Annotated in this window: 13 protein-coding genes; 9 read left to right on the top strand and 4 right to left on the bottom strand. The window is 71.6% G+C overall.

Annotation, left to right across the window (positions count from 1 at the left end):
* Positions 1-88: 88 nt before the first annotated feature.
* The 8 genes from ABZ272_RS04685 to ABZ272_RS04650 all read left to right on the top strand — a co-directional run bounded on the left by ABZ272_RS04685 (position 89) and on the right by ABZ272_RS04650 (position 9,793).
* Complete coding sequence (locus tag ABZ272_RS04685) at positions 89-877, top strand: DUF3662 and FHA domain-containing protein (RefSeq protein WP_007454122.1); 789 nt, start codon at positions 89-91, stop codon at positions 875-877.
* 6 nt (positions 878-883) lie between these two features.
* Positions 884-1,369, top strand: coding sequence for an FHA domain-containing protein (locus tag ABZ272_RS04680; protein ID WP_355048517.1), 486 nt, complete (start codon positions 884-886; stop codon positions 1,367-1,369).
* The gene (locus ABZ272_RS04675) at positions 1,366-2,826 is read left to right on the top strand and encodes a PP2C family serine/threonine-protein phosphatase (RefSeq protein WP_355048516.1); all 1,461 of its coding nucleotides are present in this window, start codon (positions 1,366-1,368) and stop codon (positions 2,824-2,826) included. The genes ABZ272_RS04680 and ABZ272_RS04675 overlap by 4 nt, the downstream gene beginning before the upstream one ends.
* A gap of 30 nt (positions 2,827-2,856) precedes the next feature.
* Positions 2,857-4,347: an FtsW/RodA/SpoVE family cell cycle protein gene (locus ABZ272_RS04670; protein WP_355048515.1), complete on the top strand. Its 1,491-nt coding sequence runs from the start codon at positions 2,857-2,859 to the stop codon at positions 4,345-4,347.
* Positions 4,344-5,849, top strand: coding sequence for a penicillin-binding transpeptidase domain-containing protein (locus tag ABZ272_RS04665; RefSeq protein ID WP_355048514.1), 1,506 nt, complete (start codon positions 4,344-4,346; stop codon positions 5,847-5,849). The genes ABZ272_RS04670 and ABZ272_RS04665 overlap by 4 nt, the downstream gene beginning before the upstream one ends.
* 1 nt (position 5,850) lies before the next feature.
* Positions 5,851-7,257, top strand: a complete 1,407-nt coding sequence (locus tag ABZ272_RS04660) for a protein kinase (protein WP_355048513.1) — start codon at positions 5,851-5,853, stop codon at positions 7,255-7,257.
* Positions 7,254-9,074 (top strand): Stk1 family PASTA domain-containing Ser/Thr kinase, encoded by a 1,821-nt coding sequence (gene pknB / locus ABZ272_RS04655; RefSeq protein ID WP_355048512.1) that lies wholly within the window; start codon positions 7,254-7,256, stop codon positions 9,072-9,074. The genes ABZ272_RS04660 and pknB overlap by 4 nt, the downstream gene beginning before the upstream one ends.
* Before the next feature lie 83 nt (positions 9,075-9,157).
* Complete coding sequence (locus ABZ272_RS04650; RefSeq protein WP_355048511.1) at positions 9,158-9,793, top strand: ElyC/SanA/YdcF family protein; 636 nt, start codon at positions 9,158-9,160, stop codon at positions 9,791-9,793.
* Positions 9,794-9,801: 8 nt separating this feature from the next.
* Here ABZ272_RS04650 and ABZ272_RS04645 read toward each other — a convergent pair whose 3' ends face one another.
* Genes ABZ272_RS04645 through ABZ272_RS04630 form a run of 4 tightly spaced genes read right to left on the bottom strand, consistent with a single transcriptional unit; the run spans position 9,802 to position 13,133 of the window.
* Positions 9,802-10,452 carry an aminodeoxychorismate/anthranilate synthase component II gene (locus ABZ272_RS04645; RefSeq protein WP_355048510.1) on the bottom strand — a complete coding sequence of 217 codons (651 nt, stop codon included), beginning with the start codon at positions 10,450-10,452 and terminating at the stop codon, positions 9,802-9,804.
* A gap of 2 nt (positions 10,453-10,454) precedes the next feature.
* A complete protein-coding gene (locus ABZ272_RS04640; protein WP_355048509.1) occupies positions 10,455-10,742 on the bottom strand; it encodes a hypothetical protein in 288 nt (95 codons plus the stop codon).
* A 4-nt stretch (positions 10,743-10,746) separates the two neighbouring features.
* Complete coding sequence (locus tag ABZ272_RS04635) at positions 10,747-12,333, bottom strand: class E sortase (RefSeq protein ID WP_355048508.1); 1,587 nt, start codon at positions 12,331-12,333, stop codon at positions 10,747-10,749.
* On the bottom strand, positions 12,330-13,133 hold the full coding sequence (locus tag ABZ272_RS04630; RefSeq protein ID WP_355048507.1) for a DUF881 domain-containing protein: 804 nt from the start codon (positions 13,131-13,133) through the stop codon (positions 12,330-12,332). The genes ABZ272_RS04635 and ABZ272_RS04630 overlap by 4 nt, the downstream gene beginning before the upstream one ends.
* Positions 13,134-13,354: 221 nt before the next feature.
* Between ABZ272_RS04630 and ABZ272_RS04625 the strand changes: the two genes are divergently transcribed.
* Positions 13,355-13,618, top strand: a complete 264-nt coding sequence (locus ABZ272_RS04625) for a cell division protein CrgA (protein ID WP_007454145.1) — start codon at positions 13,355-13,357, stop codon at positions 13,616-13,618.
* The last annotated feature ends 281 nt before the right edge of the window (positions 13,619-13,899 follow it).

Raw genomic sequence — 13,899 nt, 5'->3', positions numbered from 1 at the left:
TAGCACGGCGGTCCCGGTCCTTCCGAACGGGCCGGGAGCAGGCGGCCGAGCGGCGTGTGAGCTGCGCGCGCGCCGGCCGGATACCATCATGTCCTCGGGACCCGAGGAGGAGCCGGTGAGCGTGCTGCAACGCTTCGAGAAGCGTCTGGAAGGCCTGGTCGAAGGGGCTTTCGCCAAGGTCTTCAAAGGGGTGGTCCACCCCGTGGAGATCCTCAACGCCATGCAGCGGGAGGCCGAGGCGCACAAGGCGATCCTGGCCGGTGGGCGCACGTTGGTGCCCAACCGCTACGTGATCGATCTCTCGCCGTTCGACCACAGTCGTCTGGCGCCGTACGCCGCCGCACTGGCCCAGGAGCTGGCCCAGTCGCAGGCGGAGTTCATCGGCGAGCAGGCCTGGACGGTCTACGGCGACGTGATCGTGGAGATCGAGCGGGGCGAGGGCCTGGACACGGGAATGTTCCGCGTCACCGCCGAGGTCTACACCGGTGGCGAGGTCGCCCCGGTGTCGGCGCCCGGCTACGACGCCGGTCCGCCCGCCTACCCCGCGTACGACCAGGGTGGCGGCTACGGCCCGCCGCCCGGGCACGGTGGCGGTCGCAACGTGCGGCTGGTCTCCGGTGACGGACGCACCTACCCCCTCCAAATGGGGTCGACGGTGATCGGTCGCGGCGACCAGGCGAACCTGCGCCTGCCCGACGTCGGTATCTCCCGGCGACACGCCCGACTGGATTTCGACGGCGGCCAGGTTGTGCTGACCGATCTGGGTTCCACCAACGGCACCATGGTCAACGGGCAGCGGGTCTCCGCCGTCGCGCTGAACCCCGGTGACATGGTCCAGCTCGGCACCACGACGCTGACCTTCCGCGTGGACGGCTGAGCCGCCTTGCCGGCACTGGTCATCACCGTTGCCCGGTTCGGGTTCCTGATCCTGCTGTGGATCTTCGTGTTCACGGTGGTCGGCGTGATCCGCCGAGATCTCTTCGCGGGAGCCCGATCCGGTCGCCTGGTGGCGGCACCGCGCGCGGTTGGCGCCTCGACGGGGCAGGCGGCCAAACCGGCGAAGGCGAAGCGAGGTAGGGCGGCCCACCAGCTGGTGGTCACCGCCGGTCAGTTGGCCGGCACCCGCATCACCCTCGGTGAAGCGCAGATCACCATCGGTCGGGCCGAGGACTCCACCCTGGTCATCACCGACGACTACGCCTCCGCGCGGCACGCGAGACTCCTACCGCGCGAGGGTCAGTGGTTCGTCGAGGATCTCGGCTCGACTAACGGCACGTACCTGGATCGCGCTAAGGTCACCGGACCAACCCCCGTACCCCTCGGCGTGCCGATCCGGATCGGCCGCACTTCCCTCGAATTACGGCCATGACTCTGACCCTGCGCTATGCGGCCCACAGCGACCGCGGTCTGATCCGTGACGGCAATCAAGACTCCGTCTACGCCGGGCCGCGGCTACTCGCCGTTGCCGACGGCATGGGCGGCATGGCCGCCGGTGACGTCGCCAGCAACATCGTCATCGGTGCCATGGCGCCGCTCGACGAGGATGTCCCTGGGGACGCCCTCGTCGACGCGCTGCGTTCGGCCGTGGGCACCGCCAACCAACAGCTCCGCGACACGGTGGACGCCAACCCGCAGTTGGAGGGGATGGGCACCACACTGACGGCGACCCTCTTCTCCGGCAGCAAGCTGGGGATGGTCCACATCGGTGACTCGCGGGCCTATCTGCTGCGCAACGGTGAGTTCGCACAGATCACCAAGGACGACACGTACGTCCAGATGCTCGTCGACGAGGGCCGGATCAGCGCCGAGGAGGCCAGCAGCCACCCACAGCGGTCGCTGCTGACCCGCGCGCTGGACGGCCGGGACATCGACCCGGAGTACTCGGTGCGCCAGGTGCTCCCCGGTGACCGCTACCTGATCTGCAGCGACGGCCTCTCGGGTGTGGTGAGCGCCGAGACCATCGGCGAGACCCTGCGCGAGTACACCGATCCGCAGCAGTGCGTCGAGCGGCTGGTGCAGCTCGCGCTGCGCGGCGGCGGCCCGGACAACATCACGGTGATCATCGCCGATGCCACCGACCACGACATCGTCGAGGCGACCCCGATCGTCGGCGGTGCCGCCGCCCGGGACCGGGGCATGGCCACCTCCGCCGACGACTCGACCCCGGCCGCCCGGGCCTCGGCGCTCTCCGCGCCGCGCCCCGCCGCGCCGGAGGAGCCCGCCGCCGCGGACGACGAGCCGGAACCGCGCAAGCGCCGGCCGGTACGCGCCACCGCCATGGCCGTGGCCCTTCTGGTGATCCTCGGCGGCGGACTCTTCGCCGGCTGGACGTACACCCAGCGCCAGTACTACGTGGGCGCCACCGAGGAGGGCCAGGTCGCCGTCTTCCGCGGCATCCAGGGGCAGATCGCCGGGATGGACCTGTCCACCGTGCACCGCACCAGCGGCACCCGGTTGGACGACCTCACCGTCGCCGCCCAGGACACGGTCAAGGTGGGCATCCGCGCCAAGAGCGAGCCGGACGCCGAACGGCAGCTCGCGGAGCTGACCAGCGACACGCCGACCAACCCGAACCTGAAGCCGCTCTGCGCGCCCGACCCGGGCGCGTTGACCGGCTCGCCCACGCCCACTCCTTCCCCGACCCCGCCCGTGACGTCCCCGACGCCGGCCACCAGCCCCAGCGCGTCGGTGAACGGGGTCCTCAGCGCGAGCCCGACCACGGCGGTCACCGCCGGCGGGACCGATCCGACCACCGCACCCGACGCCACGCCCTCCGACTCGGCACCGCCGGCGCTCGACCCGGCCGGCTGCCGGTCTCCTGAGTGAGCGTCGACTGAGATCACAAGGACTCCACCCGTGACCGTAGCGGCCACACCGGCATCCTCGCCCGCCACCACGGGCGGGGAGTCCGGCGTACGCCTGGCCCGGTCCCGGCGCAACGCCGAGCTGTCCCTGCTGCTGTTGGCCATGGTGCTGGTGGCCGCGTACATGGCGACCGTCGAGGCGAACCTCCTGGACACGGTCACTCCGGATTTCTGGATGCCCGCCGCCGCGCTCGGGGCGGTCTTCCTCGGCCTGCACCTGGTCATCCGGTTCCTCGCCCCGTTCGCCGATCCGGCTCTGCTGCCGGCGGTGGCTCTGCTCAACGGTCTCGGCGTGGGCTTCCTGCGCCGGATCGACCTGGGTGAGGCCGCGCCGGTGGACCGGGAGGACCTGGCCACGTTCGCCGGCATCGGCGGCCGGCAGCTCGCCTGGACGCTCGCCTCGGTGATCCTCGCCGCGGGCCTGCTCGCGATCATGCGCGACCACCGTTCGGTGTCCCGGTACGCGTACACCCTGGGACTCGCCGGCATCGTGCTGGTGATGCTCCCGGCGGTGCTGCCGCGCAGCATGTCCGAGATCAACGGCGCCAAGCTGTGGATCCGTCTCGGCGGGTTCTCGATCCAGCCGGGTGAGTTCGCCAAGCTGGCGCTGCTGGTCTTCTTCGCGTACTACCTGGTGCGCAAGCGCGAGGTGCTCTCACTGGCGAGCCGGCGGTTCCTCGGTATCGACTTCCCCCGCGGCCGGGACCTCGGACCGGTGGTCGTGGTCTGGTTGATCAGCCTCCTGGTGCTGGTCTTCGAGAAGGACCTCGGCACCTCTCTGCTGTACTTCGGCATGTTCGTGGTGACCCTCTACATCGCCACCGAACGGGTCAGTTGGCTGCTGATCGGTCTGCTTCTCTTCTTCGGTGGCGCCTACCTCGCGTACGTCCTCGGTTCGACGGTCGGCGGGCCGTTCGCCAACTTCTACGTGCGCGCCGAGATCTGGCTGGACCCGTTCGCCGACCCGACCGACAAGGGCTATCAGCTCGTCCAGGGCCTGCTCGCCCTCGGCACGGGCGGGCTCTTCGGCGCGGGACCGGGCGGCGGTCAGCCGGACATCCTGCCCGAGGTGCAGAACGACTTCATCTTTGCCGGCATCGGCGAGGAGATCGGCCTCTTCGGTCTCTCCGCGCTGCTGGTGGTCTACCTGCTGATCGTGGAGCGGGGTCTGCGCGCCGCGCTGGCGGTCCGTGACTCGTTCGGCAAGCTGCTCGCCGGCGGTCTCGCCTTCACCCTGGGCCTCCAGGTCTTCGTGATCGTCGGCGGCATCAGCAAGCTGATCCCGTTGACCGGCCAGACCACGCCGTTCCTGTCCGCCGGTGGCTCGTCGCTGATGGCGAACTGGCTGCTCATCGCGGTCCTGCTGCGGGTCTCCGACGGGGCTCGGCGGCCGGTGACCGGTGGCGCCGGCAAGGCGGCCCGGCCGGCGGGCGGTCCGCCCGAGCAGTTGCACGGTGCTCCCACGGAGGTGATCAAGCCGTGAACGCACCCCTGCGTCGTGTCGGTGTCGTCGTCATGGTCCTGTTCGGTCTGCTCTTCGCGAACCTGAACTGGATCCAGGCGTACAAGGCTGATGAGTACCGCACCAGTGACTACAACGGTCGGGTCCAGGTCGCCGACTACAAGCGCAAGCGCGGCAACATCGAGGCCGGCGGCACCGCGTTGGCGACCAGCAAGGAGACCACCGGCAAGCTGAAGTTCCAGCGCACCTACCCGGGCGGCGCCAAGTACGCCCATGTGCTCGGCTACAAGCCGGTCAACCTGGCCGACACCGGCATCGAGCAGTTGGAGAACGACTTCCTGGCCGGCACCAGCGACCAGTTGATCGGCGACCGGTTCAAGGACATGTTCACCGGCGACGAGACCGCCGGCGGCAACGTGCTGCTCACGCTCTCGAAGCGGGCGCAGGACGTGGCGTACGACCAGATGCGCAACAACCAGGTGGATGCGAAGAGGGGCGCGGCGATCGCCATCGACCCGCGTACCGGTGCGGTGCAGGCCCTGGTGTCGATGCCCAGCTTCGACCCGAACCCGCTCGTCAGCCACGACACCACGGCGGCGGCTGCGGAGATCAACAAGCTGGAGCAGAACCCGGACGGTCCGCTGAAGAACCGCGCCCTCTCCGAGACGCTGCCCCCGGGCTCCACCTTCAAGATCGTGGTTGCGGCGGCGGCGTTGGAGAACGGCGTGACCAAGTCGACCCCGATCCCGGCCGGGTCCAGCTACACGCCGCCCACCTCGGGCAGCCCGATCCGTAACGCCGCAGCGTCGATCTGCCCCGAGCCGCAGGTCACCCTCCAGGAGGCGGTCACCGAATCCTGCAACACGGGCTTCGCGCAGCTAGGCGTACGGCTCGGCGCGGACAAGGTCAAGGAGAAGGCCCGCCAGTTCGGCTTCGAGCAGGAGGACCTCACCGTCGGCCAGCTCGGCGAGGGCGGCCTGCGGACGGCGGCCAGCCGGACCGGCGACATGCAGAACCCGGACGGCAGTACCGACCCGGCCGCGCTCGCCCAGTCCTCGATCGGCCAGAACAACGTCCGGATGACCCCGTTGCAGGGCGCGATGATCGCCGGGGCGGTCGCCAACGGCGGCAGCCAGATGCGGCCGTATCTGGTCCGGCAGCTCCTCGCCCCGGACCGGACCACCAGCTACTACACCGCGAAGGCACGGGAGCTGCGCCAGCCCGTCGAGCCGCAGGTCGCCTCCGACCTGCGCGACATGATGGTCAGCGTCGTGCAGAAGGGCACCGGCCAGAAGGCGGCGATCAGCGGTTACACGGTGGGCGGCAAGACGGGTACGGCGCAGTCCGCGCCGGACCGCCCCGACCACGGCTGGTTCATCGGCTTCGCGCTGGACAAGAACGGCAACCCGGTCTCGGCCGTGTGTGTCGTACTGGAGCAGGCCGGCAGCGGCGGCAGCGCCGAGGCGGCCCGGATCGGTGGCCAGATCATGCGGGCCGCCATCGCCGACCCAGGGGGCCGCTGACATGCTCAGCCCCGGCGTGCAGCTCGGCAACCGCTACCGTCTCGACGAGCGGATCGCCAGCGGCGGCATGGGCGACGTCTGGCGCGGCACCGACCAGGTGCTCGGCCGGACGGTCGCGGTGAAGAGCCTGCTCCCGGCGTTGCTCGACGACCCGGACTTCGCGGAGCGGTTCCGGGGCGAGGCCCGGACGATGGCCACGATCAACCACCCCGGGGTCGTCGACGTCTACGACTTCGGCAACGATCAGCAGATCGCGTTCCTGGTCATGGAGTACGTCGAGGGCGACGCCCTGTCCTCCACGCTCAGCCGGGTCGGCCGGCTCACCCCGGCCCGCACCATGGCGCTCGTCGCGCAGGCCGCGGACGCGCTGCACGCCGCGCACGAGAAGGGCATCGTGCACCGCGACGTGAAGCCGGGCAACCTGCTGGTCCGGCCGAACGGCACGCTCGTGCTGACCGACTTCGGCATCGCCCGCTCGGACATCGTCGGCCAACTCACCGCCGCCGGCTCGGTGCTCGGCACCGCCTCGTACATCTCGCCCGAGCAGGCCACCGGGCAGGTGGCCACCCCGGCGTCCGACGTGTACGCGCTCGGTGTGGTCGCCTACCAGTGCCTCGCCGGCCGGCGACCGTTCGAGGGGGACAACCCGCTCGACATCGCCATGCGGCACGTCCGCGAGACGCCGCGCCCGCTGCCCAACGACATCCCGCCGCAGGTCCGGGCGGTCGTCGAGCGGGCGTTGGCCAAGGACCCGGCCGCCCGCTGGCCGAGCGCCGCCGCCCTCGCCTCGGTCGCCCGGCAGCTCAAGGCCGCACTGTCCCAGCAGGCCCGGGCCGGCGGTCACTCCGCGCCGATCTCCGGGGCGCCGTCCTCGCCCGCCGCGCCGGGCCGGGCCCAGGTGCCGCAGGCGCAGCAGTTCCGCCCGCCGGGCGCGCCACACCGGCAGCCGCCCGTCGGGCAGCGGCCGACCGCGATCGCGCCGGCCCAACAACCCCGCCCCACCGCGGTCGCGCCGGCCGTACCGCACGCCCGGCCGCCGGTCGCCCAGGCCGGCTATCCGCGCGGCGCGGCGGCGGTGCCGCCGGCACAGACCCGGCAGGAACACCCTCCGGCGTACGCCCGGCAGGCCGGTCCGGCGTCCGAGCCGAGCCGGTCCCGGCCCGGGATGGTGCTCGTCGCCATCCTGCTGGCCTTACTGGTCCTGCTCTGCTCCGGCGTGATTTCCTACAAGCTGCGGAAGGCGTCGCAGACGGGTACGTCCGGGGCGACGACTTCACAGACCGTGACGTCCGGCGCGCTGCGGCTCGACGGACGCGACGATGCGACCCGGACGTCGTACCGTCGTGAGGTACGACTCCGGCCGGGTTACGGCGGGACGACGACGAGCGAAGGACGACAGACGCGATGACAGCGCAGGCCCGCCTGCTCGGTGGCAGGTACCAGGTCGGCGAGCTGCTCGGCTACGGCGGCATGGCCGAGGTGCACCGCGGTCGCGACCTCCGGCTCGGTCGGGACGTCGCGATCAAGATGCTCCGTACCGACCTCGCCCGGGACGCGACGTTCCAGATGCGCTTCCGCCGGGAGGCACAGAACGCGGCGTCGCTCAACCACCCGGCGATCGTGGCGGTCTACGACACCGGCGAGGAGACCGCCCCGACCGGCGAGACGCTGCCCTTCATCGTCATGGAGTTCGTCAACGGACGGACGTTGAAGGAGGTCCTCGGCGTCGAGGGCCGGTTGCAGCCCCGCCGTGCGTTGGAGATCTGCGCCGACATGTGCGCGGCGTTGGAGTTCAGCCACCGGCACGGGATCATCCACCGGGACATCAAGCCGGGCAACGTCATGCTCACCCAGACCGGTCAGGTCAAGGTGATGGACTTCGGCATCGCCCGGGCGCTGGCCAGCGGCGCGACGACCATGACGCAGACCAGCGCGGTCATCGGCACGGCCCAGTACCTGTCGCCGGAGCAGGCGCGCGGTGAGGCCGTGGACGCCCGCTCCGACGTGTACGCGGCGGGCTGCGTCCTCTTCGAGCTGGTCTGTGGTCACCCGCCGTTCGTGGGTGACAGCCCGGTCAGCGTCGCGTACCAGCACGTACGGGAGACTCCGCCGACCCCGAGCGACATCAACCCGGACGTCACTCCGGCGGTCGACGCGATCGTGCTCAAGGCGCTGTCGAAGAACCCGTTGAACCGCTACCAGAGTGCCGGTGAGATGCGCGCCGACCTGCTGCGTGCCGCCGCCGGCCGCCCGGTGCTGGCCACTCCGGTGCTGCGCGAGGCGGAGACGGTGGCGATGGCCCCGGCCGGCGGCGGTGCCGCCGGCTACCCGCCGGCCGCCACCGGGCAGCAGACCCGGCAGATCCCGGCCCGGGTCGGCGACCCGCGCCAGCGCAAGGCGTCCTCCTGGCTGATCGCCCTGTTCAGCGCGGTCGGCGTGCTGGCGGTGATCGCCCTGGTCGCCGCGCTGCTATGGAGTGAGCAGCAGGACAAGGACCTGAAGGCGGTGCCGACGCTCGCCGGCAAGACGCGCGACGCGGCGGTCACCGAGATCCGCAACGCGGGTTTCAACCCGGTGGTCGGCGATCCTGTCCTGGCCAACGACTGCACGAAGGGCACCGTCGCCAAGCAGGATCCCGCGGCGGGGGCCCGGCTGAAGTCGGAGAGCACGGTGACCGTCCAGATCTGCGACGGCAAGCCCGACGTCAAGATCCCCCCGGGTCTGGTCAACTCGCAGTTCGACAACGTCGCGCCCCAGCTCGAAGCGTTGGGGCTGACCGTGGAACAGAAGCCGGTCGACAACCCCGCGCAGAAGGGCATCGTCGTCAAGGTCAGCCCGCCCTCGGGGTCCACCGTTGCCCAGGACAGCAAGGTCACCCTCGAGGTCTCGCGCGGCAACGTCAGCAAGGTGCCCAACGTCGTCAACTCCACGAAGGACGACGCCGCCGCCGAGCTCCGCGCAGCGGGTTACGTGGTCAGCTTCCGTGAGGGCGACGAAGTGCCGGCCGCCGAGGCCGGCCGGGTCCAGAGGCAGAACCCGAAGGGCGGCACCGAGCTGGCCCAGGGCAAGACGGTGATCATCGAGGTCGGCATCCCGGAGGAGGTCGAGGAGACGCCCACTCCACCGGGGTCGCCGACGCCGACGCCGAGCGGCACGCCGACGCCCGGCGGCGGTGGCGGCACGGGCCAGCCGATCATCCCGCCGTTCCGGGTGGACGGGGAGTAGCCGTCCGCATCCCGGGGCGGGGCCTGCGGCCACCCGTCGACGACCGCCCACCGGCGGGTCGCTGGCGACGGCGGCTGCGACACGTGGCGGTCCTGGGCGTGGTCGTGCTGGCACTGAGCAGCGTCCCGTGGCTGTGGACGACGCTCGGCGCGCGCGGGCACACCCACGATGAGGCGGGGGCGCCCGCCGCCGACGTCGTGATCGTCCTCGGCACGGCGGCGGCAGCGGACGGACGGCAACCGGGTGACCGCCTCGCCGGCCGTCTGGAGACCGCCGCCGAGCTGGTGCGTACCGGGCGGGCGCGGGCGGTGTTGGTGTCCGGGGACGGGGGTGGCACCTCCGGCGACGAGCCGACGGTGATGACCGCGTACCTGACCGAGCGGCTCGGCGTCGACCCGGGACGGGTGGTGGCGGACCCGTTCGGCCTGGACACGTACGACAGCTGCGTCCGCGCCCGGGACGTGTACGGCGTCGAGCGCGCGCTGATCGTGACGCAGTCCTACCACCTGTCCCGGGCGGTGACGCTCTGCCGCCACCTCGGCCTCGACGTCGACGGGGTGGCCGCCCGCTGCGACGGGTGCGGTTCCGTCATGCTCGCCGGTAAGGCGGTCCGGGACTATCTGGCCAGCGGCAAGGCGGCCTGGGACGCGTTCCGGGAGCGGCCGCCCGCGGTCCGGTCACCCGCGAACCCGGCCGTGCGGGACGCCCTCAGAAGCTGACCGGGTGTTCAGGAGGTGGCGAAGGCGGCGAGCCGCCGGGCGTCCACCTCGGCGGCCAGCGCCGGCGCGCGCTCCAGCGCCTCGGTGTGACCGCAGCTCGCGAGCCAGTTGGCGAGCATCAGGTGGCCGCCCTCGGTGAGCACCGACTCCGGGTGGAACTGCACACCCTCGATGGGCAGCGTCCGGTGCCGCATCGCCATCACCACTCCGGACCCGGTCCAGCCGGTGACCTCCAGCTCGTCCGGCAGTGTCTCGGGCAGGACGGCCAGTGAGTGGTAGCGGGTGGCGGTGAACGGGTCGGGCAGGCCGGCGAGTACGCCGACGGAGTGGTGGCGTACCTCGGAGGTCTTGCCGTGCAGCAGCTCGGGGGCCCGGGTGACGGTCGCACCGAACGCCTCCCCGATGGCCTGGTGACCGAGGCAGACACCGAAGATCGGCAGCTTGCCCGCGTACTCCCGGATGACGTCCAGGCAGATACCCGCACGGTCCGGGCTGCCCGGACCGGGTGAGAGCAGGACGCCCGCCGCGTCCAGCCGGCCGACCTCGGCGACGTCGATCTCGTCGTTGCGGCGCACGTCGCAGTCCACGCCGAGCTGGCCCAGGTACTGCACCAGGTTGAAGACGAACGAGTCGTAGTTGTCGATCACCAGGACGCGCATCGTCACCTGCTCGAAGGGGTCGGCTCGGGGTTGTTCCGTTCCGTGTCGTACGGCAGCTCGTGCTCGTCGCCGGTCGGCGTGTCGTCGGTCACCGCATCGCCTCCGCTCGGCTCGCCGGGAACGCCGGAGTCCTCCTGGGTGACCTGGACGTCGTCGAAGGGCAGCAAGGGCTCGGCCCACGGAAAGGCCACGTACCAGAGCAGGGCGACCGTGGCGGCCGCGAGCAGCACCGACCCGACGAGCTTGCCGGCCAGTCCGAACGGAAGCTTGCGCCAGATGAACGCGTACACCGGGTCAGCCTCCCAGCTCGGTCGGGCGACCCGCCGACTTGGGCTGGGTCCGGTCCAACTCCGCGTGGATGATCAGGCGCTGGTAGTTGTCCCACTTGGGGTTGCAGGTGGTCAGGGTGAGCATCCGCTTGGTCGGCTTCTTGTTGGGTTCGCCGGGCACGGGCGCCACGACCTCGACCTGCGTCGGCTTGACGATGCGGGTCTGTGCCACCCGGTAGACGTACCAGTCGGTCTTGCTCTCGACCACGATCGCGTCGCCGTCGTGCAACTCGTCCAGCCGCCAGAAGGTGGCCCGGTTCCGGTGGCCGGCGACGGAGAAGTTGCCGACCTGGCCGGGCAGCGCGCTGGTCGGGTAGTGGCCCGGCGCGTAGCGGATGTCGTCCTGGGTGACGCCCTCGACCACCACCCAGTTCTTGTCGAGCTTGGGGATGTAGAGGCCGGCGATCGGCTTGCCCCGCACCGGCGGGGACGGCTTGGCGCTCGGGGCCTTCGATGGGACGACCGTCGGGTCGTCGGTGGGGCCCCACTCTCGGGCGAGTTGGCTGCTGAGGTCGTTCTGGTGGGCGTCCACGACGGCGGACTTGCCCCACACCTCGTAGCCGGCGAAGAGGAGCACCACCAGGCCGAAGGTGATCAGGACTTCGCCGGTGGCCCGGATGCCGGTCCGGAGTCGGGAGGCGATGGACGGACGGGTCAGCTCCGAGTAGACGCTCTTGTAGCCCTCGCCGGTCTGGTGCGGCCGGAGTTGGACGACGCGCTCCCCCCGACGCGGCCGCGGCGGCTCGGCGGCGCCGTCGCCCTCGCCGGTCGGCCCCTCCGGTGCCGCCGTACGGGGAACCGCACCCATCAGCGCCGTCGTGTCGATGGACGGAGGCCGGGGTGTCGGCCTGCCGGTCACGGTGGGTATGAGCGCGGTGGCGTTCGGGTCGGCGGTGCGGCCGGGTGCGGCCGGGGAGACGGGTGCGCCCGAGCCGCCGGTCGGGCGCGTGGACCCGGGGGTGATCTTCGGAATGAACGCGGTCGGCGCGTCGCCGCCCGGCGACGCGGGGACACCGGGGAGCGGGGACGCGCTCGGTGGTGTGGGCGTGCTCGGTGGCGTGACGGCGCTCGGTGGTGTGGGCGCGCTCGGTGGAGTGACGGCGCTCGGCGGTGTGGGCGTGCTCGGGGGCGTGGCGGCGCTCGGCGGTGTGGGCGTGCTCGGGGGCGTGGCGGCGGGGGGAGGAGTCGACGCGGTACCCGGCCAGCGCGGCGGCGCGGTCGGGGTCGCGTGGTCGGGGGAGCCCTGCGGGTCGGACCATCCGGGGCTCGGTGCCTCGAAGGCGGCGGGCGGGCCCGTCGGCCGTGACCGGCTGGGCAGCACGGGATCCGGCCAGTTACCGGTCGGCGTCCGCCCCGGGGTCGGGGCGGGCCGGGACGGCGACGACCCGGGTCGCCCTACGGTGGACTCGGCCTGGCCGGGCGATGACTCCACCCGGCCCGCAGGCGGCTCGGCGCGACCCGGCTCGGGTCGGTCGACCTTGGGCAGGAAGGCCGTCGGATCGTCGGCCTGGTCCCGGTGTCGGCCGTCGCGGCGCTCGTCGGGGCCGCTCACTTGGGCACCGTCGCCGAGCGCAGGGCCGTCGAATCCTCGAAGGCCGGGACGGTCACCGTGGAGACGGACTCCTTGTAGCCGAGTTGGTAGTCGTCGACTGCGTCCTTGAACAACCGGACTCCCTCAGAGCTGGCGAGGGCCTGCTGGAGGGCAGCGGGATCGCCGATTGCTACGATCTTGAACGGTGGGGAGTACACCCGGCCATGAAGCAGCAGGGTGTTACCGACGCAGCGTACCGCGCTGGTTGCGAGCACGCGGACGTTCATGATTGACATGGCCTCCGCGCCACCCGCCCAGAGCGCGTTGACCACCGCCTGCACGTCCCCCTGGTGCACGACCAGGTCGTCGTTGGTGGCGTCGGAGTGAGCCTCGTCGTTGTGCTGGGGCGCGTCGTTCAGCTCGACCGTGACGGCCGTGCCGGTGACGGGAGTGAATCCGGCCGCCGCGAGGCTGCGTTGGGCTCGGTTCTGCTGGGCCTTGATCGGGGCGTCCGAGTCGGCAAGCGTGTTGGTGCGTTGCTCGACCTCGCCGCGCAGGGTGGCGGCCCGGCGCTCGCTCGCCGTGACCTGCTGCTGCCGCTCCTCGATGAGCTGGTTGAGCTGGGGCCGCCGGTCCTCCCGGAGGGCGGTGCCGCCGGCGGTGGTCGCGGTGGTGGTGAAGAGCAGTCCCGCCGCGGCGGCGATCAGGGGCACCCCGATCGACCAGCCCGGTCGCCGTTGGCGTGGCCGCCGGGGCAGCAGCCCGGCGACGGCCCGTCGGAGGACCTTCTGCCAGGAGGCGGCGCCGGATGTGTACTCCACCGAGCGTTCCTTCCGAGTGTCGGGGACCGGTTCGTGACGACCGGGCCGCGATGCGAACAGTCCCGCCCTTTTCGGTCACTCCATGTACCTGCCTGACCCCATTCGTGGTCCAGGCGGCCGTTCGGGACTACGCTAGCTGTCGAACATTATTGGCCATGAACCGTCGCCTCCGCGTCCGGTTGTCAGGCCGGACGAGGTTGTCACCCCCTCTGGAGAGCGCCGTGCCCAAGTCTCAGGTCCGCAAGAAGAAGGTGTACACCCCGCCGACGGACGTCCGTCCGACGACGACGGCGGCGTCGCGCAAGCCTAGCCCGGTGTGGCTGCCGATCACCGCGGTCGCTCTGATCGTCGCGGGCATCGGCTGGCTTGTCGTCTACTACCTCTCCGAGCAGGAGTACCCGGTCGCCTCGTGGCAGTACTGGAACCTGGCGGTCGGCTTCGGCGCGATGGTCGCGTCGCTGGTGCTGCTCTCCCGCTGGCGCTGAGCCCGCTCGGGCCGCCGCCGCACCGCGCGATCCACCACCGGACCGCAGGATCTCCGTCACCCGCCGTCCCCCTGCCCGGCAGGACCGGGCCGGGCACCCTATGGTGTCCGCAGGCGGCGTGGCCTACTGCGAGATGACTCACGTTACTGCTGGGTAACCTTGCGCGTAGGCTGCACTGCATGACCGAGCGGAGCGAGGTCATCGACCGGTCCGGTCGCAGGTGCGGCGGCGCGACGCTGTCCTACGCCTGTCCCGGCCCCGGTTGCTGAACCGCTCGACGA

Source organism: Micromonospora sp. NPDC005979, assembly GCF_040614415.1.
In the GTDB taxonomy this organism is placed as follows: Bacteria; Actinomycetota; Actinomycetes; order Mycobacteriales; family Micromonosporaceae; genus Micromonospora.
This window is presented reverse-complemented; position numbering and strand designations above follow the sequence as displayed.

Bases quoted from the DNA above. Each gene is read 5' to 3' on its own strand.
- ABZ272_RS04685 (WP_007454122.1), top strand. From the start codon at position 89: ATGTCCTCGGGACCCGAGGAGGAGCCGGTGAGCGTGCTGCAACGCTTC.
- ABZ272_RS04675 (WP_355048516.1), top strand. From the start codon at position 1,366: ATGACTCTGACCCTGCGCTATGCGGCCCACAGCGACCGCGGTCTGATC.
- ABZ272_RS04660 (WP_355048513.1), top strand. From the start codon at position 5,851: ATGCTCAGCCCCGGCGTGCAGCTCGGCAACCGCTACCGTCTCGACGAG.
- pknB (WP_355048512.1), top strand. From the start codon at position 7,254: ATGACAGCGCAGGCCCGCCTGCTCGGTGGCAGGTACCAGGTCGGCGAG.
- ABZ272_RS04645 (WP_355048510.1), bottom strand. From the start codon at position 10,452: ATGCGCGTCCTGGTGATCGACAACTACGACTCGTTCGTCTTCAACCTG.